General features: G+C 71.0%; 27 protein-coding genes. 11 read left to right on the forward strand and 16 right to left on the reverse strand.

Annotated elements, in window-relative coordinates; genetic code table 11:
• The first annotated feature begins 125 nt into the window (after positions 1 to 125).
• The 4 genes from ACZ5ON_RS21040 to ACZ5ON_RS21055 all read left to right on the forward strand — a co-directional run bounded on the left by ACZ5ON_RS21040 (position 126) and on the right by ACZ5ON_RS21055 (position 2755).
• The gene (locus ACZ5ON_RS21040) at positions 126 to 404 is read left to right on the forward strand and encodes a hypothetical protein (RefSeq protein WP_465594613.1); all 279 of its coding nucleotides are present in this window, start codon (positions 126 to 128) and stop codon (positions 402 to 404) included.
• A gap of 80 nt (positions 405 to 484) precedes the next feature.
• On the forward strand, positions 485 to 991 hold the full coding sequence (locus ACZ5ON_RS21045; protein WP_465594616.1) for a SigE family RNA polymerase sigma factor: 507 nt from the start codon (positions 485 to 487) through the stop codon (positions 989 to 991).
• Entirely contained in the window at positions 978 to 1466 is a 489-nt protein-coding gene (locus tag ACZ5ON_RS21050; protein WP_465594619.1) for a hypothetical protein, read from the forward strand. The genes ACZ5ON_RS21045 and ACZ5ON_RS21050 overlap by 14 nt, the downstream gene beginning before the upstream one ends.
• Before the next feature lie 44 nt (positions 1467 to 1510).
• Complete coding sequence (locus tag ACZ5ON_RS21055; RefSeq protein WP_465594622.1) at positions 1511 to 2755, forward strand: hypothetical protein; 1245 nt, start codon at positions 1511 to 1513, stop codon at positions 2753 to 2755.
• Positions 2756 to 2840: 85 nt separating this feature from the next.
• On the opposite strand, the gene ACZ5ON_RS21060 is transcribed toward ACZ5ON_RS21055, so the two are convergent.
• Entirely contained in the window at positions 2841 to 4025 is a 1185-nt protein-coding gene (locus ACZ5ON_RS21060; protein WP_465594625.1) for a serine hydrolase domain-containing protein, read from the reverse strand.
• Positions 4026 to 4246: 221 nt separating this feature from the next.
• On the opposite strand from ACZ5ON_RS21060, the gene ACZ5ON_RS21065 reads away from it, so the two are divergent.
• Both ACZ5ON_RS21065 and ACZ5ON_RS21070 read left to right on the forward strand, forming a co-directional pair.
• On the forward strand, positions 4247 to 4966 hold the full coding sequence (locus ACZ5ON_RS21065) for a GbsR/MarR family transcriptional regulator (protein WP_465594628.1): 720 nt from the start codon (positions 4247 to 4249) through the stop codon (positions 4964 to 4966).
• A gap of 49 nt (positions 4967 to 5015) precedes the next feature.
• Positions 5016 to 5234: a hypothetical protein gene (locus ACZ5ON_RS21070; RefSeq protein WP_465594631.1), complete on the forward strand. Its 219-nt coding sequence runs from the start codon at positions 5016 to 5018 to the stop codon at positions 5232 to 5234.
• Between the two features lie 37 nt (positions 5235 to 5271).
• Here the strand turns inward: ACZ5ON_RS21070 and ACZ5ON_RS21075 are convergent, their stop codons facing one another.
• Positions 5272 to 6354 (reverse strand): Scr1 family TA system antitoxin-like transcriptional regulator, encoded by a 1083-nt coding sequence (locus ACZ5ON_RS21075; protein ID WP_465594633.1) that lies wholly within the window; start codon positions 6352 to 6354, stop codon positions 5272 to 5274.
• A 140-nt stretch (positions 6355 to 6494) separates the two neighbouring features.
• Between ACZ5ON_RS21075 and ACZ5ON_RS21080 the strand changes: the two genes are divergently transcribed.
• The gene (locus ACZ5ON_RS21080; RefSeq protein ID WP_465594636.1) at positions 6495 to 6983 is read left to right on the forward strand and encodes a hypothetical protein; all 489 of its coding nucleotides are present in this window, start codon (positions 6495 to 6497) and stop codon (positions 6981 to 6983) included.
• A 443-nt stretch (positions 6984 to 7426) separates the two neighbouring features.
• Here ACZ5ON_RS21080 and ACZ5ON_RS21085 read toward each other — a convergent pair whose 3' ends face one another.
• On the reverse strand, positions 7427 to 8071 hold the full coding sequence (locus tag ACZ5ON_RS21085) for a LuxR C-terminal-related transcriptional regulator (RefSeq protein ID WP_465594639.1): 645 nt from the start codon (positions 8069 to 8071) through the stop codon (positions 7427 to 7429).
• A complete protein-coding gene (locus ACZ5ON_RS21090) occupies positions 8059 to 9213 on the reverse strand; it encodes a sensor histidine kinase (RefSeq protein ID WP_465594642.1) in 1155 nt (384 codons plus the stop codon). Before ACZ5ON_RS21090 ends, ACZ5ON_RS21085 begins: the two co-directional genes overlap by 13 nt.
• Positions 9214 to 9326: 113 nt before the next feature.
• Here ACZ5ON_RS21090 and ACZ5ON_RS21095 point away from each other — a divergent pair, with 113 nt between their 5' ends.
• The 3 genes from ACZ5ON_RS21095 (at position 9327) to cobC (ending at position 12526) form a co-directional block, all read left to right on the forward strand.
• Positions 9327 to 10550 (forward strand): serine hydrolase domain-containing protein, encoded by a 1224-nt coding sequence (locus ACZ5ON_RS21095; RefSeq protein ID WP_465594645.1) that lies wholly within the window; start codon positions 9327 to 9329, stop codon positions 10548 to 10550.
• A gap of 111 nt (positions 10551 to 10661) precedes the next feature.
• Positions 10662 to 10874, forward strand: a complete 213-nt coding sequence (locus tag ACZ5ON_RS21100; RefSeq protein WP_465594648.1) for a hypothetical protein — start codon at positions 10662 to 10664, stop codon at positions 10872 to 10874.
• A gap of 185 nt (positions 10875 to 11059) precedes the next feature.
• Complete coding sequence (gene cobC / locus ACZ5ON_RS21105; RefSeq protein WP_465594651.1) at positions 11060 to 12526, forward strand: Rv2231c family pyridoxal phosphate-dependent protein CobC; 1467 nt, start codon at positions 11060 to 11062, stop codon at positions 12524 to 12526.
• A gap of 100 nt (positions 12527 to 12626) precedes the next feature.
• On the opposite strand, the gene ACZ5ON_RS21110 is transcribed toward cobC, so the two are convergent.
• The 7 genes from ACZ5ON_RS21110 to ACZ5ON_RS21140 all read right to left on the reverse strand — a co-directional run bounded on the left by ACZ5ON_RS21110 (position 12627) and on the right by ACZ5ON_RS21140 (position 20794).
• Positions 12627 to 13760, reverse strand: a complete 1134-nt coding sequence (locus ACZ5ON_RS21110) for a M48 family metallopeptidase (RefSeq protein WP_465594654.1) — start codon at positions 13758 to 13760, stop codon at positions 12627 to 12629.
• A gap of 96 nt (positions 13761 to 13856) precedes the next feature.
• Positions 13857 to 14507: an HAD family hydrolase gene (locus tag ACZ5ON_RS21115; RefSeq protein ID WP_465594657.1), complete on the reverse strand. Its 651-nt coding sequence runs from the start codon at positions 14505 to 14507 to the stop codon at positions 13857 to 13859.
• A 134-nt stretch (positions 14508 to 14641) separates the two neighbouring features.
• On the reverse strand, positions 14642 to 15664 hold the full coding sequence (gene glnII, locus ACZ5ON_RS21120) for a glutamine synthetase (protein ID WP_465594659.1): 1023 nt from the start codon (positions 15662 to 15664) through the stop codon (positions 14642 to 14644).
• 201 nt (positions 15665 to 15865) lie between these two features.
• The gene (locus tag ACZ5ON_RS21125) at positions 15866 to 16339 is read right to left on the reverse strand and encodes a hypothetical protein (RefSeq protein ID WP_465594662.1); all 474 of its coding nucleotides are present in this window, start codon (positions 16337 to 16339) and stop codon (positions 15866 to 15868) included.
• Between the two features lie 281 nt (positions 16340 to 16620).
• Complete coding sequence (locus ACZ5ON_RS21130; protein ID WP_465594665.1) at positions 16621 to 17088, reverse strand: hypothetical protein; 468 nt, start codon at positions 17086 to 17088, stop codon at positions 16621 to 16623.
• 132 nt (positions 17089 to 17220) lie between these two features.
• Positions 17221 to 19185 (reverse strand): AfsR/SARP family transcriptional regulator, encoded by a 1965-nt coding sequence (locus ACZ5ON_RS21135; RefSeq protein ID WP_465594668.1) that lies wholly within the window; start codon positions 19183 to 19185, stop codon positions 17221 to 17223.
• Positions 19186 to 19480: 295 nt separating this feature from the next.
• Positions 19481 to 20794, reverse strand: a complete 1314-nt coding sequence (locus ACZ5ON_RS21140; RefSeq protein ID WP_465594671.1) for a hypothetical protein — start codon at positions 20792 to 20794, stop codon at positions 19481 to 19483.
• Between the two features lie 150 nt (positions 20795 to 20944).
• Between ACZ5ON_RS21140 and ACZ5ON_RS21145 the strand changes: the two genes are divergently transcribed.
• Positions 20945 to 21106, forward strand: a complete 162-nt coding sequence (locus tag ACZ5ON_RS21145) for a hypothetical protein (protein ID WP_465594673.1) — start codon at positions 20945 to 20947, stop codon at positions 21104 to 21106.
• A 390-nt stretch (positions 21107 to 21496) separates the two neighbouring features.
• Here the strand turns inward: ACZ5ON_RS21145 and ACZ5ON_RS21150 are convergent, their stop codons facing one another.
• The 5 genes from ACZ5ON_RS21150 to ACZ5ON_RS21170 all read right to left on the reverse strand — a co-directional run bounded on the left by ACZ5ON_RS21150 (position 21497) and on the right by ACZ5ON_RS21170 (position 25634).
• Positions 21497 to 22003: a hypothetical protein gene (locus tag ACZ5ON_RS21150; protein WP_465594676.1), complete on the reverse strand. Its 507-nt coding sequence runs from the start codon at positions 22001 to 22003 to the stop codon at positions 21497 to 21499.
• A gap of 376 nt (positions 22004 to 22379) precedes the next feature.
• On the reverse strand, positions 22380 to 22883 hold the full coding sequence (locus tag ACZ5ON_RS21155; protein ID WP_465594679.1) for a hypothetical protein: 504 nt from the start codon (positions 22881 to 22883) through the stop codon (positions 22380 to 22382).
• Positions 22884 to 23127: 244 nt separating this feature from the next.
• A complete protein-coding gene (locus ACZ5ON_RS21160) occupies positions 23128 to 23640 on the reverse strand; it encodes a hypothetical protein (protein WP_465594682.1) in 513 nt (170 codons plus the stop codon).
• Between the two features lie 70 nt (positions 23641 to 23710).
• Positions 23711 to 24550: a Gfo/Idh/MocA family protein gene (locus tag ACZ5ON_RS21165; protein WP_465594685.1), complete on the reverse strand. Its 840-nt coding sequence runs from the start codon at positions 24548 to 24550 to the stop codon at positions 23711 to 23713.
• A gap of 250 nt (positions 24551 to 24800) precedes the next feature.
• The gene (locus tag ACZ5ON_RS21170; protein ID WP_465594688.1) at positions 24801 to 25634 is read right to left on the reverse strand and encodes a CHAP domain-containing protein; all 834 of its coding nucleotides are present in this window, start codon (positions 25632 to 25634) and stop codon (positions 24801 to 24803) included.
• Positions 25635 to 25671 lie beyond the last annotated feature (37 nt).

Raw genomic sequence — 25671 nt, forward strand, 5'->3', positions numbered from 1 at the left:
CGTACGACCCTCGCCGGACCCCGAGGACCGGCGAGGGACCGCCTGTTGAGCCTGTCGATCCGATACGTCCCGGACGGGCCCGAGCCAGAACACGCTGACTTGCCATCAACTTTCCTTATTGAACGGTGACTTCGTTCACCGGCGGCCACATCGACGCCCACTTCGACCGGCACCGGCCCAACCCCCGTATCGCCGTCGAGGCCAACTCCATCCAGGCCCTCACCGAGACCGTCCAGTGCACACCGATGGCCACCGTCCTGCCCGACGCGGTCACCCACGACCACCCTCCTGGCCTGAGCCGCCGGCCGCCACTGCCGGTCGCCGCTCTCGACGGCAGCCACACAACCGCTGTTCAGACGGTCCGCGCGGCGCCCAGCCGACCGCATCCACCGTGCCCGGTGTGATCTGCGTCTCTCCATGTCAACCAGGCCCGCGCTGCCGAACGTAGGGAGTTCGAGTAGCCGATCTTTCAAGGAGCCGACCGTTGACCGAGGAGGAGTTCACCGAGTTCTACACGCACTCGGTCCGCCGGCTCACCGGCCAGCTGTACCTGATGACCGGTGACCTGCACGAGGCCCAGGACGTCGTGCAGGAAGCGTTCATGCGGGCGTGGAGCCGGCGCGGGCGGCTGGACCGCGAGGCGGCACCGGAGGCCTGGGTCCGTACGGTGGCCTGGCGACTGGCGGTCAGTCGCTGGCGGCGCGCGCGGACCGCGGCCCAGGCCTGGCTGCGCCACGGCGACGCCCCGCAGGTCACCGGCCCCGCCCCGGACACCGTCGACCTGACCGCCGCCCTGCAGCGGCTCCCGCCAAGGCAACGCCTGTGCGCCGCCCTGTTCTACGTCTGCGACCTGCCCGTGGCGCAGATCGCCACCGAGACCGGGATGGCCGCCGGCACCGTCAAGGCCCACCTGTCCCGAGCACGGGCCGCCCTGGCCCAGCACCTGGGCGAACCCTCCCACACCGAGGAGAACGCCGATGACTCCCAGTGATGAGCACGTCGCCGCCCTGCTGCGCGCTGCCGCGGCGGAGGCCGCGGCGCGGACCGAGGTCGCCCCCGCGGCGCGGATCGCCGCCTTCGGCAGAAGGCGTCACCGGCGGCGGGTGGCCGCCGCCATGGCCGGCGCGGCCTGCCTGTGCACCGCCGCCGCGGCCCTGGCGCTCCCCCTCGCCCCCAGCGGCAATCCCGTCCGCACCGTCAACCCCGCTGCTCCGGCCGGGACTTCCCCCTCCACCGGGACCGCCTTCCCCAGCCCCACCCCGACGGCACAGGCAAGCGCCCGCCCGAGTCCTCCCGCTCCGTCCCACTCCGCCACACCGACGCAGCCGGGCGGATCGACGCCCTCCCATGAGCCCTCGATCTCCATCCCGCCCCCGACCACCAGCCCGCCCCCGACCGCCAGCCTGCCCCCGATCTCCGTCCCGCCCCCGACCACCAGCCCCACCGCCGGCATCCCACCGCGCTGACCCGCCCCGGCAACCCCGAACCCCTCCGACGAACCAGGACGTTCATGCCCAGTCCGGCCCTGCACGACCGTGTCCGCCTGACCGGCCGGTTCCCGGCACCGACCATCGCCGCACCGCCAGCCGCACCGCGCAGGGCCGACCCGGCCCGTACCCCGTTGGGACCCGCCGCGCTGCGGCGGGCCTGGTACGCGGCCTGGCCCGCCCTCACCGTGTACACGGGTGCGCTCGTGCTCCACCTGGTACTGCTGTCCGCCATGATCCCCGCGGACGGGCCCGCGGTCAGCGACCGGCTCCAGGCGTGGGACGGACGGCTCTACACCCAGATAGCCACCGAGGGTTATCCGCACGGCTTCACCTACACCCCGGACGGCGAACTCACCGGCAACAACCTGGCGTTCTTCCCGCTCTACCCGCTGGCGATCCGCGCCGTTCACGCCGTGACCGGCCTCGGCTGGGGCACCGCGGCGATCGTCGCCGCCCAACTGGCCACCATCGCCGCACTGTTGATCGTGCACCGACTCCTGACCCGGCTGTACACCCGGCGCACCGCCACCGCGGGCATCGTTCTGCTCGCCGCCGCCCAGCCCATGTCGATCACGTTCTTCATGGCCTACAGCGAGTCCCTGTTCCTCGCCCTCGCCGCGGCCACCCTCCTCGCCGCCCACCGGCGGGCCTGGCTCACCGCCGGCTGCTGCGCCTTCCTGACCGGCCTGACCCGGCCCGTCGGCGTCGCCGTCATCGCCGCCCTCGCCCTGGCCGCCCTCATCCAGCTGCGCCGCGAGCGGCGGCTCGCCTGGCGCCCCATCGCCGCCACCCTACTGGCCTGCACCAGCACCCCGGGCTATCTGTGGTGGGTCGCGGAGCGCGTCGGCCCGATCGACGCCTGGTTCACCGTCCAGGAAGCCGGCTGGGGAACCCACTGGGACCGGGGCAGCTCACTGTGGCAGTTCCTCACCGAGACCCTGCGCGCCGGCGACGGCTGGGTACCGGTCAGCGTCGCCGTGCTCCTGCTCGCCCATCTCCTCGCCGCACTGCTCGCCTGCCGGCGCACCACCTGGCCGCCCCTGCTCGTCCACGGCGCGATGATCATCGTGCTCACCCTCGGGCAGAGCAACTACTACCACTGCAAGCTCCGCCTGCTCACCCCCACCCTGATCTTCCTCATCCCCGCCGCCACCGCGCTCGCCAAGGCCCGGCCCGCCACCCGCACCCTCGTCCTGGCCGCCTCGGCGCTGTTCGGCTGCTGGTACGGCGCCTACATGCTCACCACTTGGCACTACGCGATCTGAGCGGGCGGGGGCTTCCTCGCGCTGCAGGCGTACGACCGCGTGTTGCGGACCGCGTCCGGACGCCTCGTAGCTGCTGTCCGGCGCGTCACGAGGCGGGGCAGAACTCCGCCTCCAGCTCGGAGGTGAACACCGCGATCGGCCCAGTGCCCTTCACCCAGTCGCCGTTGACGCTGGTGGCGAGCAGGTGCCGGCCGTCCCGGGTGCCGTAGGTGTAGCTCCACGAGCCGTTGATGGCGCCGCCCATGCCCCAGACGGTGGCGCCGCAGTCCAGCTTGATCGAGCTGACGCCCAGGCCGTAGGTCGTGTTGTCGATCCACTTGTCCTTGGGCGTCGGGATCATCGTGAACATCTCCCCCTGCTGGGCGGGCGGCAACAACCGTCCGCCCAGCAGGGCGGCGAAGAAGGTGGTGAGGTCGGGGGCGGTGGAGATCATGTCGCCGGACGCCCAGCCCCAGGACGGGCTCAGCTCGGTGACGTCGTAGGCGGGGGCGTTCGGGTCGAGGTCCCAGAGGTGGGAGTACGCGCGTCCGTGCGGCCCGTGGATGGTGACGTCGTCGGGGGCGGGCGTGTAGGTGCCGGTCAGACCGAGCGGAGTGACGATCCGCTGCTCGATCTGCTCGGCGAGGGTGCTGCCGGTGGCCCGTTCGACGATCATCCCGGCGAGGACGTAGTTGGTGTCGGAGTACGTCCAGCCGGTGCCGGGGGCGAAGTCGCGCCGGTGGGCCATGGCGATCCGGACGAGCTGCTCGGGGGTGTAGCGGTCGAAGCGGTGCTGCAGGAAGGCGGTACCCTCGTTCTCTTCGAGGACCTTCTCGTCCATCGCGTAGTTGTAGATGCCGCTGGTGTGGTTGAGCAGCTGCCGGACGGTGATCCGGTTCGGTTCGTAGCCGGGGCCGTCGACGGTGCCGGGCAGCCAGTGCTCGACGCTGTCGTCGAGGCTCAGCCGGCCCTCGGCGGCGAGCTGGAGCACGACAGTGGCCACGAAGGTCTTGGTGGTGCTGCCGATCCGGAACCGGTCGTGTGCGTGGCGGGCCCGCCCGGTGGTGGTGTCGGCGACGCCCGCGCCGCCGAACCACCGGCGGTGGCCGTCCCGGACCTCGGCGACGACGCCGGGCACTCCGCCCTCGGTGACGGCCTGGTCGAGCACCTTCTGCACGCCCGGGTGACCGCCCTGCTCGGCCTGATCGGCGAACGCCGGCGTGGCGGCGGTGGCGGTGAGCACGGCCCCGGCGAGCAGGGCGGTGACGGTGGCGCGGGTGGTGATCCTCATGGCGCGTTCCCCCTTGGTTGTGTTTCGCGTTCCGGAAAGAACTGTCCCGTTGATTCACAGGTCCGTCAACATCAACTCTCCACTTGCACCGCAGATTTGCAGGTAGCAGCATAGATTTCCTTGCAATGGGCTTGCCAATGAATGCAACACCAGCCCATTCCATTGCAACAGCTCCATGCCGGACGGATACTGTCCTGGCGATCGCGAGGAAACGAGGACGGATGCCCGGAGCCAGACTGACCCAGCAGGACCGCCGCCGGATCGCCACCGGCCTGGCCGAGGGACTCGGCTACGGCGAGATCGCCCGCGGCCTCGGGCGGCCGACGTCGACCGTCACCCGCGAGATCGCCCGCAACGGCGGCCCGTCCGGCTACCGCGCCGACCACGCCCAGCGTGCGACCGTCCGGCGCTCCCGCCGCAGCCGTACCACGGCGGCCTCGCGCACGGCCGCCGCAGCCCCCGGCGCCGCAGACCGAGACCCTGCCGCCGTACGCGAATTCGCTGACCAACTGGCCGAGTTGCTGGTGCACAGCGGCATGCCCCGGATGGTGGCTCGGGTGCTCGCCTACCTCCACGTCACCGACGACGGCAGCCTGACAGCCGGCGAACTGGTGCAACGGCTGCGGGTCAGCCCGGCCTCCGTCTCGAAGGCGATCGGCTACCTGGAGGGCCAGGCGCTGGTCCGCCGGGAGCGCGGCGAACGGCAGCGCCGCGAGCGGTACGTCATCGACGACGACGTCTGGTACCGCGCGCTGCTGGCCAGCGCCGAACGGAACGCGATGCTCGCCGGGATCGCCCGCCACGGCGCCGAACTGCTCGGCCCCGCCACGCCCGCCGGCGCCCGGATGGACGGCGCGGCCGCGTTGCTGGACCGGATCGGCCAGGACATCGTGCGGGCCGTCCGGCAGTGGCACGAGGAGAGCGGCTCGGCCTCGCCCTGAAGGAGAATCAGTGGGCGGTTGGCGCCGAGTGAGAACTTGCGGGGCTGCGGTGGCCCGGCAGCGGGTCTGCCGGGCCACCTTCCGCTCACCGGGCGTCGGTGCGCTTCTCGAGGCGGGTGCCGTCGCGGAGCGGGTGTTCACCGAGCTCGACCCGAACGAGCTTCCCCGCCTGGCGCAGGTCGCGAACGACTGGGCCGCGCTAACCGCCGAGGACACCTATCTGGAAGGTCTCCGGGCCTTGGTGGACGGTCTGATCGCCGCCCGCTGACGGCCCGCCTATCAAGGCGGCGGAATGAGCGCTGGCGTCAGGCAGTGACGTACTGCTCGCCGAACGCGAACTCGCCCGCGACGGCGGCCTTTCGGAAGGCGGCGAAGGCCTCCCGGGAGAACAGGAGATTCGGGCCGTTCGGATCCTTGCTGTCGCGGATGGGGATTTGTCCGGCAGGGAGGAGATCGGTGCTGACCTCGATGCAGCCGCCATCCTCGTCAGCGGAGTAGCTGGCCTTGAACCAGGAGACGGACGACGGGTCCACGGGTCGGCGACGCGGCACGTTGATCAACTCTTCCATCGCACGGCGAATCAGCAAGCGGGACTGCTGAACTGGCAGGGCACGGGCCCGAATCCGATCGTAACGAGCTTCGCGCACCCTGATCTCAGCCTGATCATTGGTGAGATATGCCCGATCAATACTCTCCGTATAGAACCACCAGGACGGGCCCGACAGATCGAGAAAGGTCATCAGGGCGCCAGGCCCGATCGCTCCCGCGTCACGCGGCACCACGTGCAAGCGCACATTCGGGAGCCGCGAGACCGCGAGCAGATGCCTCAGCTGGCCGACAGCAACGCTCAAGCCGCCGACCTGGCGATGGAGCACACCCTCGTCCATCACGACCGTCAGACCCAGCGGGTCCGTTCCGTACAGACGTTCCTGGCGACTGAGGCGCGCCTCTGTCAGCTCGTCGATCTTGTCAGGACTGTGGCCGGCCTCAGTAAAGAGAGAGCGAGCGTACGCCTCGGTCTGGAGCAGGCCGGACAGGTAGTAGGGCTGCCACTCCCGCAGGGCCACCGCCTTGCGCTCGATTTCGACGTAATCCCGAAGCCAGTTCGGGTGGTAGTCACTGACATCGAGCCGAAAATAGGCAAGCTGACGCGTCAGAACGCCTCCTGTCGCCAACTCCTTGTCCAACTGCTCGACAAACGGCGCTTTCGGCACGCGCTTGCCGTTCTCCAACTGGCTCAGGAACGACGGGTCGCAGTGCACCCGCGCGGCCAACTCAGCCTGCTTGAGCCCCCGGACCTCCATACGCCAGTGCTGGAGCTCCCGGCCCCAGAGTTCCGCCGGTGTCGGCACGCCGTCCGACTTCTGCCGCTGCTTGCGCACCACCATCACACACCCCCAAATGACAGCCGCGATCCGTCACTCGACAACCGTTGGTGATCACCTGGGCACAGAGTGACACTAGGTGAGCGGACAAAACAAGCCGTTCCCCTGTTCTCACGGCGCTTCCGCGCGCCCGGAGGTCTCCCATGCAGCGTTTCAGCACTCCCCCACCCGCCAGCCACCCGAAGCGGCGCCGACCGTCCCCGCTGGAGCGTCATACCGCCCCGGCCCGGCGGGAGTCGGCGAGCGCGCTGGACGATCTGGCGGGCGCGCTGGACCTCGCGGGGATCGTACTGCCGTCGTTGGGCGTGGACTGGCAGGCCGTCCGGCTCTCCGGGGTCGCCCTGGTGGAACTCGGTTCGGCACGGCCCGATGTGGCCGTACGGCTGGCGGCGGTGATCCGCCGGGGCGTCCGGGTCGACGTCCTGTCCGTCTGTCCGGACGAATTCTGCTCCGCCCAGGTCGAGTTGACCGCCGACTCGAGCAGCGGGGCACTGGAGTGGCGCTGCCCCGGCTGCGGATCGTACGGCTGGGTACTCCCGTCCGAGTACGCGGCGGCGCACCCCCAGGAGGCCGTTCTGCAGCGCACCGGCGGCCCGAGAAAGACCGGAGGAACGTATCCGCACGGAAGTTGAACCAACCCCGGCGAACCTGTCCGCGCAACCCCGCCACGGAGCCCCTGCCATGCCATACCGCCCTACAACGTTCATGAACACCGACTACGGTGCATGGTCGGATCCCCCCCGAACCAGCCGAGCCCGCAACCGAACTGTCCGACAACGAACAGCCCGACAGCGAACCGGACCTGGACGGGCAAGCAGAAAGCGGGGGTCAGGCTACGTTGGGGGCACATCTTCCCGGGTGACCAGCGCCAAGGTCGCCCTCGTGGCCGGCGCCGGGGTGCCGAGGCCGAGTGCCGGCCGCGTGAATCCCGCGTTCAATAGTGACGCGGGCGAGTGAACCACCAGGCCACCGGCAGGTTCGGGAGCCGGCACAGCCAGGCGATCGCAGTGTGGGCAGTGCGTAAGTCGACACCGCTGCCGCCGAAACCCTCCTCAGAGCCGCCTCCGCCTGAAGGTCAGCGGCGGCTGAGATAGGTGAGGACTGCGAGGACACGGCGGTGGCCGTTGTCGGCCGGCGAGAGGCCGAGCTTGGCGAAGATGTTGCCGATGTGCTTGTGGACGGCGTTATCCGTGATGACGAGCCGGGCCGCGATCGTGGCGTTGTCCTCTCCTTCGGCCATCAGGGCGAGAACTTCGCGTTCGCGTGGCGTGAGGGCGGCAATCGGGTCGTGGGCGTGACGGGTGAGGAGCTGCCCGATCACCTCGGGATCCATGACGGTACCGCCGGCGGCGACCCGCCGCAGCGCGTCGATGAACTCGCTCACCCGGCTCACCCGGTCCTTGAGAAGGTAGCCGACGCCGCCACGTCCATCGGAGATCAGCTCGCCGGCGTACTGCTGCTCGACGTACTGGGAGAGGACGAGCACGGGCAGGCCGGGGTGCCGGCGGCGGGCGTGGATGGCGGCGTGGATGCCCTCGTCGCGGAAGGTCGGCGGTAGCCGTACGTCGACGATGGTGACGTCCGGCCGGTGTTCGGTGACGGCGGCGGCGAAACCGGGGGCGTCCTGGGTGATCGCGGCGATGTGGAAGCCCTTGGCGTTCAGCAGGAGTTCCAGCCCGTTGGACAGCAGGACGTTGTCCTCGGCGATCACGACCCGCACGCCAGGCTCACACTGATCGTGGTCGGGCCACCGCCGGGGCTGTGGACGTGGACGGTGCCGTCGAGCGCCCGGACACGGTGTCGGATTCCGGCGATGCCGGTACCCAGCGTCTCGTCGGCGCCGCCGACTCCGTCGTCGGTGACCTCGATCGACAGCCGGTCACCGTCGCGTGCGACCCGCACGGTGGTCCGGGTGGCCCGGCTGTGCTTGGCGGCGTTGGTGAGCGCCTCGGCGATCGTGAAGTAGGCCACGGCCTCGACCGCGGCGGGAATCGTGCCGAGGTCGCCGAGATCGAGGGTGGTGTCGATCGCCGATCGGGTCCCCAGCGCGGCCAGTGCGCCGGCCAGGCCGCGATCGGCCAGGATCGGCGGGTAGATCGTCCGGATCACCGCACGAAGCTCCGCCATGGCCTCCTCCGTGCTCTCATGCGCTTCCGCCAAGAGTCTGGCCACCAGCTCGGGATCTCCGCTCAGCGACTCACGGGCCACGCCCAGCCGCATCGCGATGGCCACCAGCCGGGCCTGGGTGCCGTCGTGCAGGTCACGTTCGATCCGGCGGAGTTCCGCGCCGTGCGCGTTCATGGCGCCGGCCCGCGTCTCGGTCAGAGTCTCCACGCGCTGCGCCAGCCGCTCGGCGGCTGAGGAGGACAGCGACGCGACACAGATCCGGGCGTGCAGCTGCGCCAGCGGTGGAACCAGCCAGTAGGTCAGGGCCGCGAAGACGACGACCTGTGCGGTCCCCAGGGTCAACGCCGTTCCCCACCCGGACAGGTGGACGCCTGCGGCGAAGCCGCCCGCGCGGGTGCCGGCGGGCAGCGCCCACCACAAGGGCACCGTGACGGCCGTGGCGACCGCGTTGCCCGCGCACAGCAGTGCGACGAGCCCGAACGCCAGGCCGGTCACGATGGATGTGCACAGCCACCCGAGAACACGCCAGGTACCGACCCGGACGGGACCGGATCGCGGAGAGATCAGCAGCCGGTCGGCGCGGCGGCGATGCAAGGACGCCCAGGCGCGAGCCGTCGTCGGGACGACGAGCACGGGCAGCGCGAACAGGGCGACCGCAGCGGTGAACAGAGTTCCCAGTAGATACCCCAGACCGCGCCACATCGCAGAAAGCCGTTCAGCCCCATGATGGTTCATTCGCACAAGTCTGAGCCATGGCGACCGGACCCGGCACTACAGCCCACTCCACCTTCTTCCCACCAGTGAGCGGTACCGACTGCTCACCTCGGCCGGACCTAGTGTCAACGTCCATGACGACTACACGGATTCGCTCACCGCGGCGGCGCGCCCGCTCCGTCGGACGGACCCTGACGCTGGCCGCCATCGTGGCCGGAACCCTCTCCACCCACGTGCCCGGCGCGATGGCCGCCCGACCGCACGACAACCGAATCCAGCTCCAGCTCCAGCGCGACGTCGATGCGATCACCGCACTCCGCGTGACGGGAGCACAGGCCCGCCTGGTCACCTCCGGCGGCCGGACCCTGACCGCCACCAGCGGCGTGGCGGATCTGACGAGTCGACAGCAGGTCCAACCGAATGGCTACTTCCGGATAGCCAGCGTCACCAAGACGTTCACGGCTACCGTGATCCTGCAACTCGCCGGCGACCGCAAGCTCTCCCTGGACGACCCGGTCGAGCGATGGCTGCCCGGCGTGGTGTCCAAAAACGGCAATGACGGTCGAGCGATCACCATTCGCCAACTGCTCCAGCACACCAGCGGCATCCACGACGACTACCCGGACTACACCTCGGCGGAGGACTTCCACCAGCACCGGTACGACAGCTACACACCCGAGCAGACCGTCGCCCGGGCGATGCGCCACCGACCGGACTTCCAGCCCGGCGCGGACTGGGGTTACTCCAACACCGGTTACGTCCTGCTCGGCATGATCATCGAGCGGGTCACCGGGAGCCCCTGGCATGAGGAGGTGAGGGATAGGATCCTCCGACCGCTCGGCCTCGACCACACCTTCTGGCCGGGTACCTCACCCACGCTGCCCCAGCCGCATGCCGAGACCTACCGGAGCTTCAAGTCCGGCGAGCCGCTCGTGGACGTCACCGAGCAGGTCGGCTCGGGCACCAATGGAGAGGCCGGGCTCGTCTCCACCACCGCCGATCTCGACCGGTTCTTCCGCGCCCTGCTCGGCGGCCGGCTCCTGCCACCTGCGCAGCTGGCGCAGATGGAGCAGACCGTCCCGGTCGGCAAGGAGTTCGAACAGCTCATGCCGGGCGCCCGTGAGGGGCTGGGCCTCATCTCGCGCCCGCTGTCCTGCGGTGGGGTGTACTGGGGCCACGAGGGCGGTGATTCCGGCTGGATCAGCGCCGCCGGCGTCACCGCTGACGGCCGGCGCAGCGTCGCGGTCTCGCTGTCGGGCGTCCTCGCCGATTCCGCCGACGACGTCCTGCGCGTGGAACAGGCCGAGAGCAAGCTGGTCGACGACGCCCTGTGCACGACTCCGGACGCCGACCAGTAGCAGCGTTGAGGTCCTCCGTACGGAGTTGAGGTCCGTGCGCCGTCCCGACGTACGCGGGCGGGGCACTCGCCAGGCGAAGGTGCGGAAAGCCTGTGGCACCCGCCTCCGGGCATGGTCGCGCTCCCCCGGCCGCACCGTGGCCACGGCCACGGCCTCGGTCGCCGGATGAAGGCGGAGGCGATCCGGCGGACCGTCGACCGCCACCCTCGGCTGGCCGGTCTGCTGACGGACATCGCCGACAGCAACCACCACATGCGGGCCGTCAACGATGCCCTCGGCCACCGGCCGACCCACCGGTCGCTCGGATACCGACTCGACCTCTGACCGACGGCCTGTAGCCGGCGATGCGGCCGGGGCGCCCAGCTCCCATCCCGATCCGGCGGGCACGCGGACGGCCCGCCGCCCCCACCCGCCACCCCCGCCCGCCGATCACACGATTGACCTGCTCATCGGGGCCGTGGTGGGATTCCGGGGCTGATGGAGCGGACGGGACCACCGGGGGTGTTCGAGTGCGGGACCTGGTCGTGGGGGTGGGGGCGAGCCGGGGGGTGGCGGCCGGCGAGGTGCTCGGCCTGATCGACGCCGCCCTGGCCGAGACCGGGCTCGGACGCGACCGGGTCGCCCGGCTGGCCACCGTACGCGGCAAGGCCGAGGAGCCCGGTCTGCTGGCGGCGGCCCGGGAGTTGCGGGTGCCGCTGGTCGGTCACGAGGCCGAGGCGCTGGCCGCCGTCCCCGTTCCGCATCCGTCCTCCTCCGTGCTGGCCGTGGCCGGTACGCCGAGCGTCGCGGAGGCGGCCGCCCTGCTCTCCGCGCCCGGCGGCGAACTGCTCGTCCCCAAGCGCAAGTCCGCCCGGGCCACCGCGGCGATCGTCCGGCAGTGCTCGCCACGAGCCACCCCACCGCCCCCTTCCACCAGGAGCCACGACGTGACGACCACCGAGCCCGATCTCCGCCACCACGGCGACGCCGAGGTGCGCAGCGCCGGACTGGTCGACCTGGCCGTCAACGTCCGTACCGGCACGCCGCCGTCCTGGCTCCGCGAGCGCCTGGCCGACACTCTCGGCGATCTCGCGGCCTACCCCGAGCAGAGCGTCGCCCGGGCCGCCGTCGCCGCCCGGCACCGGCGGCCGGTGGACGAGGTGCTGCTGACCTCGGGTGCGGCCGAGGCTTTCGTCCTGCTCGCCCGCGTTCTGAAGCCGCGCCATGCCGTGGTCGTGCACCCTCAGTTCACTGAGCCGGAGGCCGCCCTGCGCGACGCCGGGATCACCGTCCACCGGGCCGTGCTCTCCTCCACCGAGGGGTTCCGGCTCACGCCGGGTGCGGTGCCGGAGGAGGCCGACCTGGTGGTGCTCGGCAATCCGACCAATCCGACGTCCGTGCTCCACCCGGCCGACGCGGTCGCCGCGCTCGCCAGGCCCGGACGGACGCTGGTGGTCGACGAGGCGTTCATGGACACCGTCCCGGGTGAGACCGAGTCGCTGGCCGGGCCCCGGTTCCGCGAACTGCCCGGCCGCGTGGTGGTGCTGCGCAGTCTGACCAAGACCTGGGGGCTGGCGGGGCTGCGGATCGGCTACGTCCTCGGTCCGGCCGGCCTGGTCGCCGAACTCGCCGCCGCCCAGCCGCTCTGGCCGGTCTCCACCCCCGCGCTGGTCGCCGCCGAGGTGTGCAGCGCGCCCGCCGCGCTCGCCGAGGCCGAACAGGCCGCGCGCACCACCGCCGAGCAGCGCACCCACCTGCTGGGCGGCCTTGCCGCGCTCCCCGGCATCCGGGTGCACGGCGAGCCGGCCGCCTCCTTCGTCCTGATCGAGCTGCCCGGCGCGGCGGCGGTCCGCGAACGGCTGCGCGCGGCCTCCTTCGCGGTGCGGCGCGGCGACACCTTCCCCGGCCTCGGTCCCAACTGGCTGCGGATCGCAGTACGGGACGAGGCCACCACCGACCGCTTCCTCGCCGCGCTCGCCACCGCCATCGAGGGCTGAGGGCCGTGCAGCGGATCGCCGACTGACGTCAACCGCCGTCACCTCTCGGCCACTTCGGCGGGCGCCGCGCCCCGGGCAGCCGCGACGTCACGCCGAAGCGTCACGCCGAAGCGGGCCGCCAGGCGCGGGCGGCGGCGATCCGCCGGGTGGCGCTGGGGTGGGTGGCGAAGAGGAGTTCCAGCAGCCGGGGCGGGTCGACGTCGGAGACGTTGGTTACCGCGAGGCGGCGCTGCATGGCGATGAACTGCTCGGGATCCGAGGTGAGTTCGAGCGCGTGCCGGTCGGCCCGGGTCTCGACCCGGCGGCTCACCGCGCACTGCAGCGGCCCGGCTGCGGCACCGATCAGCGCGGCACAGGCGGCGAGCAGCGGCAGCGAACGCGGGTCGGCCGCGTCTGTGGCGCCGGCGGCCGTGAGCAGCGCGGACCGGTCGGCGAGCAGCCCCACCAGGGCGACCGCGACGGCCGCGCCGAGCGCGCCCAGGACCGTCCCGGTGAGCACGTCCCGGTGTTTGACGTGCCCCAGCTCATGGGCCACCACCAGCTCGACCTCGCGCGGCTCGGCGGTGGACAGGAGCGTGTCGTAGGCGACGATCCGCCGGGTGGCGCCGAAGCCGGAGACGTACGCGTTGAGGGCGGTGGTGCGGCGGGAGGCGTCGGCGACCAGCACCTCCTTGACCCGGATCTCGTCGCGTGCGGCCAGGTCGAGCAGAGCGGTGCGGAGCGGGCCCTCGGGCATCGGGGTGAAGCGGTTGAAGACCGGTTCGATCAGCAGCGGATACAGGAAGGACAGGGCGGTGGTGAGCAGCGCGGCGAACCCGGCGGCGGGCAGCCACCAGCCGTGCGGGGAGCGCTCGGTGAGCGCGTACAGGCCGTACACCACCGGCAGTCCGAGCAGCAGGGTGAGCCCGAGCCCGCGCAGCGCGTCCACGGCCCAGCCGGCCCAGCCCTGGGTGACCAGGCCGTAGCGGCGCCGTACCACTCGGACCCCGGCGCCGAAAGGGAGTTGCAGCAGCTGCCCGATCAGCACCAGGGCGGCGGCGCCGGCCAGCACCCGCGCGGTGCGCGAACCGCCGAGGACTCCGCCCGCCGCCGTGACCAGTCCGGCTCCGGCCGGGGTGAGGCCGAGGGCGAGGGTGCAGAGCAGCCCGGCGATCCGGCCGCCGAGGGCCCACGGCAGCTGGGCGCGGCGCAGTGCCCGGCCTCGGGCCACCTGCTCCGGAGTGAAGTCGTCCATGGCGCAAGCCTAGAAGCGCCGGGTGCCGTACCGGCGGCCGTCAGGCCGCCGGGTGCCCCGGGCCCGTTGCGGCGGTCCGGTGGGCCTGGTGGCGGGTTACAGCCCGGCGAGGAGCAGCGGGAGTTCGCGCATGTCGTGGAAGACGACGGTGCCGGGGCCTTCGAGCCACTCGGCGGGGGTGAGCCCTCCGGCGTAGCCGAGCGAGCGCATGCCGGCGGCGCGGGCCGCCTCGACGCCGTACCGGCTGTCCTCGACCACGACGCACGCCTCGGGGTCGACGCCGGACTGCAGGGCGGCGTGCAGGAACAGGTCCGGGGCCGGCTTGCCGCGGGAGACCTCGGTGGCGCTGAAGACGCGGCCCGCGAAGTGCTCGTAGAGGCCGGTGTGGCCGAGGGTGTGACGCATCTTCTCGTGGGAGCCGCTGGAGGCGACGCACACCGGCAGAGTGATCTCCTCGAGCGCCTCGGGCAGTCCCTCGACCGGGGAGAGCCCGGCGTCCACCGCCTCCCGGTGCAGTTGCGCGAACCGCTCCTCCCAGGTGTCGGCCGTCTCCCGGCCGAGCCGGTCGGCGATCTGCTCGCCGATGGACCGGCTGGAGCGCCCGACGAACCGGCTGATCACCTCGGCTTCGGTCAGCGCCCAGCCCAGCTCCGCGCCCAGGGTGACGTGCACGCGCACGGCGATGCGCTCGCTGTCGACCAGCACCCCGTCGCAGTCGAAGATCACGAGTTCGATCGGCTTGATCATCCTTGCAGGATAAGCGGGTTGGGACTGCGGAGTCACCGTCGTGTCCGGCTGAGGGGAAGCCGGGAAGGAAAGCGCCCGCCGGGCGTCTCCCTCGTGGGGGAGACGCCCGGCGGGCGGTGTCGGCTGGGGCCGGATCAGACCTGGCCGGCCTTCTCCAGGGCGGAGCAGCAGGTGTTGACCAGCAGGCGGGTCACCACGTACGGGTCGACGTTGGCGTTCGGACGGCGGTCCTCGATGTAGCCCTTCTTCTCGACCTCGACCTGCCACGGGATGCGGACCGAGGCGCCGCGGTCGGAGACGCCGTAGCTGTAGACGTTCCACGGGGCGGTCTCGTGCTTGCCGGTGAGGCGGGACTCGATGTCGGCACCGTACTGGGTGACGTGCTCCAGGACCTTCTCCTGGCTCTCGCCGAGCGACTCGCAGGCGGTGATGATCGCGTCGTAGCCCTCGCGCATCGCCTTGGTGGAGAAGTTGGTGTGGGCACCCGCACCGTTCCAGTCACCGCGGGCCGGCTTCGCGTCCAGGGTGGCGTCGATGCCGAACTCCTCGGCGGTGCGGTACAGCAGGTAGCGGCCGATCCACAGGTCGTCGGAGACGGTCAGCGCGTCGACCGGGCCGATCTGGAACTCCCACTGGCCGGGCATGACCTCGGCGTTGATGCCGCAGATGGCCAGGCCGGCCTCGATGCAGCGGTCCAGGTGCAGCTCGACGATCTCGCGGCCGAAGACCTCCTCGGCGCCGACACCGCAGTAGTAACCGCCCTGCGGGGCCGGGAAACCGCCCTCCGGGAAGCCGAGCGGGCGGGAGCCCTTGAAGAAGGTGTACTCCTGCTCGATGCCGAAGATCGCCTCCTGCGCGGCGAACTTCTCGGCCACCTCGCGGAGCAGCGCACGGGTGTTGGACTCGTGCGGGGTGCCGTCGGTCTCGAAGACCTCGCACAGGACCAGGATGTTGTCACCGCCGCGGATCGGGTCCTTGACGACCTTGACCGGCTCCAGCACGCGGTCCGAGGCGTGGCCCTCGGCCTGGTTGGTGGAGGAACCGTCGAAGCCCCAGGTGGGGATCTTGTCCGCGTTGGCCAGAACACGAGTCTTGGAACGGAGCTTGGCCGTCGGCTTGGTGCCGTCGATCCAGATGTACTCGGCCTTGATCGCCATCGCGGGGTACCTCACTGCTTGGGTGGTGGGTGCCTGCGTACTGTTGCAAGCCGCCGTTTCCCGGTTGTTTTTCCTATGTAACGCCCATGTGAACCAACCGTCCGCAGTGGCACGCTCACACACCGGCAGTGCCAGGCCGCTGCGGACCCGGCTCGGCGGCGGCGCCGGCCACTGCGGTTCGAACGCGACCGGAGGGCGGTGTCAGCCGCAGTGGAAGGCCGCGGGGCCGAACCGGCCGCTCCAGTACCAGGCGTGGTTGCGGTCGGGGGTGTCGTTGTCGAAGGTCTCCGCCCACAGGCTGATGCAGTGGCCCTGGGCGTTCACGCGGACCGGCCCGGCGAACTGGCTGTAGCGCCTGCTGTCGGTCGGGTCCTGGTCGAGCTGGGTCCTCGTGCAGTTGCTTGCCGTTGACGTCTCGGCGCAGGCCTCCAGGTTGACGTAGGTCCAGCTCGGCGTGCCGGAGAGCGCGGGAACCTTCACGTTGACGGCGCAGTTCTGGCCGCTCGACGAGTCGTAGTACAGGTGCGCCCAGCTGAACACGTTGCCGTTGTCGTCCTTCACCGCGTACGGCGAGCCGCTCACCTCGCTGCCGGAGCAGCCCCAGCCGCCGGCCGAGGCCGGGCCGGCGGCGGCGAACGTCAGTCCGCCCCCGAGAGTGAGCATGGTCATCGCCATGACGGCAAGCCGACGAACCGTTCCACCTATGCCACGCATCTTCTGGCGTCCCTTCACGGGTTTGTCTGCGGCGCCGCGCCCTCGTGGCGCGCCCGATCATCCGGTCAGCGTGGCGGACCGGCGCAACAGCGTCGTCTCACCACGTTGTTATTCCTGTGTAACGCCCATGTGAACCAACCGTCCGCAGTGGCACGCTCACGCACCGGCAGTGCCAGGCCGCTGCGGGCCCGGCTCGGCGGCGGCGCCGGCCACTGCGGTTCGAACGCGACCGGAGGGCGGTGTCAGCCGCAGTGGAAGGCCTCGGGGGCGAACCGGCCGCTCCAGTACCAGGCGTGGATGCGATTGCAGGTGTCGTTGTCGTAGGTCTCCGCCCACAGCCTGATGCAGTGGTCCTGGGCGTTCACGCGGACCGGCCCGGCGTACTGGCTGTAGCGCTTGCTGAAGTCGGTCGGGTCGTCGTCGGACTGGGTCCTCGTGCAATCGCCCGGGGACGTCTCGGCGCAGGCGTCCAGGTGGACGTAGGTCCAGCTCGGCGTGCCGGAGAGCGCGGGAACCTTCACGTTGACGGCGCAGTTCTGGCCGCTCGACGAGTCGTAGTACAGGTGCGCCCAGCTGAACACGTTGCCGTTGTCGTCCTTCACCGCGTACGGCGAGCCGCTCACCTCGCTGCCGGAGCAGCCCCAGCCGCCGGCCGAGGCCGGGCCGGCGGCGGCGGCGGCGGCGAACGTCAGTCCGCCCCCGAGAGCCACGGCTACGCGGTCCGCATGTTCAGCTGAGCGGTCGTCATCCTGAGCTGACTTTCCTTCGTCGCCGCCGGACACGGGTCCATCCCGTGGCCGGCGGCGGTCGGGTCTGCGGGTACCGCCAGGCCGGAGGGACCGTCACCGGCCCGAGGACACCCGCCCGAGGCCGGCGGCGACCACGACCGGGCGCTCGGGGCCCCGCCTGGGTGCGGGTATCTGCAGCATCCGCGCCGGCGAACGGCCCTGCTCACGGGCGAAGGCGCGCAGCAGGGTGGGGCAGGAGTAGCTGCCGGGTCCGTCGGTGACCAGCAGGTGGGCGTCCACGAGCCGTTCGAGCAGTTCCTCGGCGGCCGGCAGCGGCAGGTCCATGGCCCGGGCGGCCTGCGCGCTCGAGAACCGGCGGTCGGCGACCGTGGCCACCAGGCTGAAGGCCCAGGCGGCGGCCGGATCGAGTGCCCGGTAGCCGGCCGCCACCCGGGCCCTGAGGTCCAGGCTTCCGACCCGCAGTTCATCGAGCAGCAGTTCGCCGGTCAGCCGGTCGGCGAGGTACCCGATGCTCCACGCGGGCCGCGCGCCGAGCCGGGCGGCGCAGATCCGCAATGCCAGCGGGAGCCGGTCGCATGCGTCGACGACCCGGGCCGCGGCCTGTGGTTCGGCCGCGACCCTCGGCGACCCGACCAGCCGGCGGAGGAGCAGCTCGGCCTCTGGCACGGTCAGCACGTCCAGTTCGAGCGGCAGCGCCTCCAACAGGTCGGGCAGCCGGTGACGACTGGTGGCCAGGGCCGCGCAACTGGGCTCGCTCGGCAGCAGCGGGCGCAGCTGCGCGCTGTCGCGGGCGTCGTCCAGCACCACCAGCACCCGGCGGCCGGTCAGCAGCGAGCGGTAGAGCGAGACGCGCTCGTCCAGGCCGGCCGGCACCCGCTCGGCGGGAACTCCCAGGGCGAGCAGGAAGGCGCGGAGCACGGCGGCGGGTTCGGCCGGCCGGTCGGCCGTGGCGCGCAGGTCGGCGTGGAGGATGCCGTCCGGGAACTCGGACCGGGCGGCGTGCGCGGCGTGGCCGGCCAGCGCCCGCTTGCCGACTCCGGGCTGGCCGGAGATCACCGCGACGAACGGTGCCGGGCGGTTCGGGGTGGTCAGCCGGTCAATGAGCAGGGATGCCTGCTCGGCGCGTCCGGTGAAGTCGGTTGGGGGCGGCGGGAGCTGGCATGGCGTCACGACAGCCACTCCCGGGTCGGCGTTCGGCTGCACGGCCGTGGGCTTCGCGGTGGTGGGGTTCCCGGTCGCGGACCCGCCGGCCGGTTCGGTCGCAGGCCCGGATCCCGCGCTGATCGGCTCGGGGCGCGCCCGAGCCGGCCCGTACGGATCGGGCTCCCCGCGCAGGACGCGCTGGTGGATCTCGCGTAGTTCGCGGCCCGGCTCGACACCGATCTCCTCGACCAGCGTCTGCCGCATCTGCTGGTAGACGGTCAACGCCTCGGACTGCCGCCCGCCGCGGTACAGCGCCGTCATGAGCTGGCCCCAGAGCCGCTCCCGTTCCGGGTGCTCCGAGGTCCACGCGCGCAGTTCGGCGATGAGGGCACGGGCGTCGCCGCCCAGGCGCAGCCGCGCCTCGCTCAGCGCCTCCATGGCGTCCAGTCGGGCCTCGGCCAGCCAGCAGGCCACGTTGTGGCGCAGGACGTCCGAGGGGATGTCCTCGAGTGCCGATCCCCGCCACAACCCGAGGGCCTCGTCCAGCAGGGTGGCCGCGCGTTCGAAGTCCTGCTGCCGCAGTGCCGAGACGCCCTGGTCCCGGAGGAGGGTGAACTGCCGGACGTCGAGCTCCCGCTCGTCGAGGTCGATCAGGTAGCCGCCGCGGGTGCTTCGGATCCGCTCGCCCGCCCCGCCCAGGGCGTTGCGCAGCCGCATCACGTAGTTGCGCAGGGCGGCGGCGGAGCTCCTGGGCGGCTGTCCGTCCCAGATCGCCTCGGCCAGGAACTGCGCGGATGTCGGCTGACCGTGCCGGACCAGCAGTGCCGCGAGAAGCGCACGTTGCCTGCCGCCGGGGACGACGCGGTCCTGCCCACCGTCGCGGACCAGCAGGGGCCCCAGGATCCCGAACTCCACTCGGCTGTTCTCCTCTGCGGTGGGTGGTGGAAGGCGCTGACGCGCTTCGCGACGCACTGATGATGATCAATCCCCTTTCTAAGGCGCCGGGAGGCAGTCAGTCCCGCAGATTCTGGTGATGGGCGGTCAACTCCGGACAGCGGCCGACGCGAACACGCGGGCAGCTGGGCCCGCTACCGGCTTTCCCGGACATCGTCCGGTTGTCCGGCGACGTCCGGACAACCGGACGAACGGGCACACCCTGGGCAGAGTGGCAGAGTGGCGCGGCCGCACCCGGCCACGCCGTGCGGCACCGTTACTTGGCGGGGTAGCCGCAGGCGGTCCGCGCGGCCAGGCTCCGCTCGCCCTCGCCCAGCGTCACCGGTTGCGGCTGCGTGGGGGCGGCGGGTGGCAGTGCCAGCGCGTCCACCACATCGGTCGGACCGTCACCGCCCAGACAGGCGACTGCGACCAGCCGGATCGGACTCCGATCGACCGTCGGACTCGCGAGTCGCCAGGGCACAGTGAAGCCGCCAGGGCCGACATCGGTCAGGCCGAGCTGGTGCCAGCGCGGTACAGGCACTGCCTGACCGACATCGGAGAAGTACGCGGCGAACCCCACGATGCCCAGGTAGGACCCGGTGGCGTGCAGGTCCACGGCTTCGGGATCGCCCGGGTGCTGAGCGACCGCCAGAGCGATCGACGAGGGAACGGGGAGCCCACCGGGGCAGAGGTCCGGTTTCGACTCCGCGGGCGGATTGCCGTGCACTGTCGCCGACGCGACCATCCCGCCACCGCTCAGTTCGAACCAGCGCGCGTCGGGTGTTCCGCCCGTGTAGTCCATCACCACGTCACCGACGCAGAAGCCGACGAAGTGGAGTTTGCAGCCGGGCGAGATCTCACCGATCACCGCCGCGTTGCGGCTGGCGCCACTGCGGACCCGGGTGGACCCTGTGTAGGTCGTGCCATGGAACATCGTCCCGTCGGCCGGCATGGCCGGACAGTCCGATTCGGCAGCCGTGTTCGTCTCGCCCGCCACGCGCTGCCAGACCACGAGCAGGCTGGTCAACACCAACACCAGGGCGACGCCCGCGGCGGGCAGCCGCGCCCGTGACCACCACCAGGGCCGGCCAGGTGCGCTCGACCCCTCGTTGCCAACCGGTTCGGGTCCGAAGTCCTGCGTGCGCGGCACGTCCGCCACCGGGTCGCACTCCTCGGCGTCCGCCTCGGTCGGCGCGATCACCGCCGAAACCATCCGGGGGGCCTGGACCCGCGACGGCTGGACCCGCGTATCCGGCTCGGCAGTCGTACCGGGCCGGACCGGCGCACCGGGCTGGACCCGCGCATCGACTCCGGTGCTGCCGGCGAGCTGGCGGTCGAGCGCGTACCAGCGCTTCTCCCAGAGCTCGACGTCGCCGCGGCAGGCGCCGACGTACGCCAGCGTCACCTCGAGCGTGGGCCTGCGCACGCCACCGGCAGCGTCGTTCAGCGTCGTGGCACTGAAACCCGCCACGGCCGCGAGTGCCCGGTAGGTCGGATTCCCGGCCTTCTGCCGCAGACACCTCAGCTCGTACGCGAACGCCTGCAGCGGGCCATCGCCGGGGTCGAGAGGTCGTGGCCTACGGGACAAGGGTCACCTCGCCGCCACCGACAATGTGCGATCCGAACATCTCCGGCCCCCCTGTACTCCGCCGCCCCGGTAACGCCGGCTACCCGAAGCCGCCGCAACCCCCTCGACCGACGACAGCTTGTTTCGCGCGTGTGATGATGGGCGGTCAGATTGTTACATAAGTTACCGGGGAGCTTCTCATCACTTACCGCCTCTCCCCGGGACCTGAGCGCCTTCGACGTCACCGAGTTCGCCCTAGACGACGCCAACGACGCCATCGCCTTCGCCGCGGCCAACGGCGGCCCGTTCCGCCTGACGGTGATCCGCCCGTAGAGCATCCCGACCAACCGTCAGTTCATTCCGATGCTCTGCCGGGACCGCGGCTTGCCCAGCTGCCCGCCGTAGTCCGGCCGCGCCGGGTGCCACACCACCGTCTCCAATCACTCCGGGACCTCCGGGCACAGGGCTTGTGACAGAACATCGGGGACCGGGCCGTAACCTCCGGCATCGGCGCGAGGCGACGACCGGCCGCACGGATCGACGGAGCGGTTCCAGCGGTGCTGTGCCCGTACTGCCGTGCCTGTCTGCCTGTCAGCAGGCTTGAGTCGGCAGTGGCCAGAGTTGCCCGTGGGGGCTTTGCCGGACGTTGAACCATCGGGTGGGACCGCCGCATCGCTGCGGCGGTCCCACCTTCCTGGGCCTAGGAGAGGACCCGAGGGCCCGTCAGGACGCGCAGTAGTTCGCGGTGCCCTGGGAGAGGCCGTTGGTGCCGCTGGACCAGGCGGCAGAGCCGTCGGCCCGGTAGAAGACGAGGTTGCCGTCGGCCTGGACGACCGCGTGGCCACCCGGGGCGGGGTTCAGCTTGCCGATGGTGCAGATGGTGTCGTTGTCGTGCTTCAGCGCGATGTAACCGGACTGCGACCAGTCCACATGGTTCACGCCCACGCCGTAGGTGCCGCTGGCCCACAGCGCCCTGGAGCCGTCGTTGGTGTACAGCACCAGGTTGCCATCGCCCTGGAAGACCAGGTTCACGCTGGACGAGTTGGTGTTGTAGCCCGCGTACCAGTCGCCCTGGTTGGCGGTGAAGTACGCGGCCGTAGAGTCGAAGTCGCCGGCGGCCATCGCGTCGGTCCCGGTCAGGCCGATCACGGCGGCGGTCGCCGTGCAGATCATCGCGGCCCGGGTCAGCGTCTTGCGAAGCCGCGATCCGGCGGTTCGGTTCGCGCTCATCATGGGTGTTCCTCTTCCCTGGAGAATCGTGCGGTGGTGATGAACGGCAGCGCGCGGGTTGCGCCACCGACTGGGGATGCCCCCGGATGGAAGACGTCCTCGGGGGCATCCACGTGTGTGATCCGGCGCGGACGGTTCGAGGGAACGGTCGCCGGAGTCTTCCTGCTGGAAGCGGCACGCCAGCCGAAGACTGGAGTCCGGATGGAGCAGGTCGAGTTGATGGGACCGGCGGCGCCGCCCGACAGGCGGCAGGCCTCAGCCGGTTCCCGGAATCCAGCCAGGTGTTATCGGCAGGATGGCAGCCGATCTCGTCGGCACTCGGCGCGATGCGGCGTCCGCGTCGCGCACCGCATGACTTCTGCGGCCGGCCGACGGATCAGGTGTAGCAGTAGTTGAGGTTGCCATGCGTGTTGGCGGTGTCGGTGGACCAGGTGGCGTTGCCGTTGACGTCGTAGAACACGAAGTTGCCATTGGCCAGGAGCGTCGCGTGGCCACCCGGTGCCGGGTTCAGGGCTCCCATGGTGCAGACGATGTGGCCGGAGGAGTTCAGCAGTTTGACATATCCGGACTGCGACCAGTCCACGTGGGTCACGCCCTTCCCGCTCGTGCCCGAGGCCCATATCGGATATTCGTTCTCCCCGTCGGAGCTGAGGAGAACCAGATTGCCGTCGTCCTGAAGCATCAGACGCCTTATGTTCTCGTACCCACTCGACTGGCCGAGCTGCCAGTCGGGCTGGGCGAGCGTGAAGGTCGCGACGGACGTGTCGGCGGTCGCGGTGGTGGCGGTCATTCCGAGCGCACCGACGGCCGCGGCACACACCAGGGCGGCGCGCCCCAGGCGCCTGCGCGCCTTGGAGCTACCGGGCTTGCTGAGTATCACGAGTGTCCCTTCGACATGCCGCTTCGCTGCTCGCGCTGGCCCGCGGCAGTACGGCTGGATGGTGGGCGGACGCTGTACCGCCAAGGCGGTGGGCAGATCAACGGCATGACACCGTGCGACACGGCGGTTCCGGAGCTCGCACGTGGACGGGCGGCGCGATGTCACCGCTGTGCCGCGGCGGGCCCGACGATGGTGTCCCTCTGGCCGGGGCCCGGCCGCAGGGGTCTGCGGCTGGACCGGATGCTCAGGTGTAGCAGTAGTTGAGGTTGCCCGGCCCGTTGTAGGTGCCGGTGGACCAGGTGGCCTTGCCGTTGGTGTCGTAGAAGACCATGTTGCCGTCGTCCTGGATCCGGACCGTGCCGCCCGGGGCGGGGTTGAGCTTGCCGAGCGTGCACACGACGTTATTGGAGGCGTCCAGCAGTTTGGCGTAGCCGGACTGCGACCAGTCCACGTGAGTCACGCCCCTGCCGCCGGTACCGCTGGCCCACAGCCGGGTCCCCCCGTCGGTGTCGCTGATGGTGTGCAGCACCAGGTTTCCGTCGCTCCACAGCTCCAACGTGACGCTGGAGGAGGACGCGCTGCTGTTGGCGTGCCAGTCGGGTTGCGAGAGGGTGAAGGTGGCGGCCGTGGAGCCGGAGTCCAGGGCCATCGCCTCCGCTCCGGACAGGCCGACTACGGTGAGAGCCGCGGCGCACACCACAGCGGCCCGCACCCCGGCCTTCCGCGGACGCGAACCCGAGAACTGACTTATCTTCATGAGATCTCCTCGCTGGATGTCGCGGTGGCAGCGAATCGGCACGCAATTCCACGCATGTACTGAATTCCGTTCACATGACTTCCGCCGGGCCGCACAAGCACGCGACCGACTGCCCGCCCCAGTGTGCTGATCTGCGGTATCGCCGCGGTCTCGCCGCGGTATCACCGCACAGCGTGCGAACGGCGGCCGCTGCACTGCGCGTCCTCCACCGGCGGCGGCGCCAGCGGTCCGCCGCCGTGTCTGCCGATCCGCAGCCGCCCGTCATGAGGTGCGCCGATGGTACGGCACCGGAATGGAGCAGCCCGGCTACCGCGATCTGGTCCGGGGAGGCTACCTCGATCTCCCGACCGGTCTCCTCCAGCGTGATGCGGCGGATCCGGGTCGTCAGTGTCGCCGACAGTTCGGTGAAGTCGCCGACGACGAAGCGGTACATGTTCATCGAGTGGCCGCCCACGACCGCCACGTGGTTGACGCCCTTGGTGTGGTCGAACAGCGCGGCGTACCGCTCGGACCAGACCTCCGGTGTCGACAGGGAGTACGTCAGCGAGGCCGACAGCACCTCTCCGACGAGGCCGTCCGCGATCAGGTCGTGCATCAGCCGGACCGCCGGATGGTGGCGGCTCTGCAGTCCCACCGCGTGTCGCACCCCTGCGGACTCCGCCGCCGTCCGGAACCGCTCGGCCTGGGCCGCGGACAGGGCCAGTGGCCACTCGCTGTAGACGTGTTTGCCCGCCGCGATGGCCGCGGAGACCAGCCCGTCGCGGCGCGGAAGCTGTACGGCGATGGTGACCAGGTCGACCTCCGGGTGTGCCATGAGCGCCTCGGGGTCGGTGAAGGCGTGCCGGGCGCCCCACACCTCGGCTGCGGCCCGCGCCGATGCGTCGCTGGTCCCGGCGACCGCGGTGATCAAGCTCTCGAAGCACCTCTGCAGTGCCGGCACGGCTCGACTCGGCCGGGCGGACGTCGGCGGACCGGCGGCACGTCCAAGCCCCGTCGAACGAAGGCGACTTGGAGAGGTCACCTGCCCGACGGGGCTTCGATGCGCGCCGCTGCGGCTCCGGCGGACATCGTCACACCGCCGTGACCTGCACACTCACGAGATCATCCCGGCTGTGAGGTTGCCCTTGGCCCGGGTGTGCCGGTGTCCTGCTGGTGGTTGCTCAGAAGTGGAGCATCCGCTGGAACTCATTGTCCTCGCTGCTGACGTGGAGGTGGCTGCGGGTGCCGTAGGCGTATTTGTGGTTCCAGTTGTATTCCTCGACGTCGAAGGAGCCGTCGGAGTAGACGGCGTTGACGTAGGCGACGTGGCCGTAGTCCCCGTGGACGGTGTTGACGGCGATGGCACCAACGGTGGGGGTGGTGTCGACGGTGACGCCGACGCTGCGGGCGGCACCGGCCCAGTCCTTGGCGTCGCCCCAGGTGGTGCCGCCCCAGGAGTTGCTGAAGTCCGGGACGCCGAGACGGCTGGCGACGCGGAATGCCGCGAAGGCGGTGCAGTTGTTTTTGGAGAAGCCGCGGGTGAAACCGTGGTCGAAGTCGTCGGTGGCGCGCTGGTTGTCGCTGCTGCTGCTGCCGCCGCCGAGGAACTTGTGAGAGGCATTGTTGTTCTTCAGGGTGGCGTTGAGGTTGCCCTTTTCGCCGGGGGCGAAGTCCTGGCTGGCGCCGCCGAAGCCGCTGTTGAAGTAGACGCGGACGGTCTGCCCGGTGCGGTTCCACACCGATGCGGCGTTGTTCTTGACGCAGACGCCCTGGCCGTTGCCGCCGCCCTTGAATTCGTAGCAGGTCGGCTGGGTGGCTCCGAGGTCGCTCATGGAGCCGGTGAAGTCGGAGACCGAGCCGGCCTCGTTGCTGTTGTAGTAGTAGCAGAACTCTCCGTCGTCGCAGGATCCGTCGCGGGACGCGGCGAAGGCGGGGGCGGAGGTGGCGCCGATGAGGGGAACGGCCATGGCCAGTGCGGTGCCGGCGACGGCGAGCGTGGTGCGTATCTTCTTCAAGGCTTACTCTTCTCGTGACGTGTCATCGACGGGTTCT

The sequence above is a fragment of the Kitasatospora sp. NPDC032150 genome (genome assembly GCF_055579945.1).

Excerpts from the sequence above, each read along its gene's own strand:
- ACZ5ON_RS21150 (WP_465594676.1), bottom strand. The coding sequence starts at position 22,003 with ATGAGCGCGAACCGAACCGCCGGATCGCGGCTTCGCAAGACGCTGACC.
- ACZ5ON_RS21095 (WP_465594645.1), top strand. The coding sequence starts at position 9,327 with ATGACGACTACACGGATTCGCTCACCGCGGCGGCGCGCCCGCTCCGTC.
- ACZ5ON_RS21115 (WP_465594657.1), bottom strand. The coding sequence starts at position 14,507 with ATGATCAAGCCGATCGAACTCGTGATCTTCGACTGCGACGGGGTGCTG.
- ACZ5ON_RS21050 (WP_465594619.1), top strand. The coding sequence starts at position 978 with ATGACTCCCAGTGATGAGCACGTCGCCGCCCTGCTGCGCGCTGCCGCG.
- glnII (WP_465594659.1), bottom strand. The coding sequence starts at position 15,664 with ATGGCGATCAAGGCCGAGTACATCTGGATCGACGGCACCAAGCCGACG.
- ACZ5ON_RS21080 (WP_465594636.1), top strand. The coding sequence starts at position 6,495 with ATGCAGCGTTTCAGCACTCCCCCACCCGCCAGCCACCCGAAGCGGCGC.
- ACZ5ON_RS21110 (WP_465594654.1), bottom strand. The coding sequence starts at position 13,760 with ATGGACGACTTCACTCCGGAGCAGGTGGCCCGAGGCCGGGCACTGCGC.
- ACZ5ON_RS21090 (WP_465594642.1), bottom strand. The coding sequence starts at position 9,213 with ATGAACCATCATGGGGCTGAACGGCTTTCTGCGATGTGGCGCGGTCTG.
- ACZ5ON_RS21100 (WP_465594648.1), top strand. The coding sequence starts at position 10,662 with ATGGTCGCGCTCCCCCGGCCGCACCGTGGCCACGGCCACGGCCTCGGT.
- ACZ5ON_RS21160 (WP_465594682.1), bottom strand. The coding sequence starts at position 23,640 with ATGAAGATAAGTCAGTTCTCGGGTTCGCGTCCGCGGAAGGCCGGGGTG.
- ACZ5ON_RS21055 (WP_465594622.1), top strand. The coding sequence starts at position 1,511 with ATGCCCAGTCCGGCCCTGCACGACCGTGTCCGCCTGACCGGCCGGTTC.
- ACZ5ON_RS21125 (WP_465594662.1), bottom strand. The coding sequence starts at position 16,339 with ATGGCGATGACCATGCTCACTCTCGGGGGCGGACTGACGTTCGCCGCC.
- ACZ5ON_RS21075 (WP_465594633.1), bottom strand. The coding sequence starts at position 6,354 with ATGGTGGTGCGCAAGCAGCGGCAGAAGTCGGACGGCGTGCCGACACCG.
- ACZ5ON_RS21065 (WP_465594628.1), top strand. The coding sequence starts at position 4,247 with ATGCCCGGAGCCAGACTGACCCAGCAGGACCGCCGCCGGATCGCCACC.
- ACZ5ON_RS21060 (WP_465594625.1), bottom strand. The coding sequence starts at position 4,025 with ATGAGGATCACCACCCGCGCCACCGTCACCGCCCTGCTCGCCGGGGCC.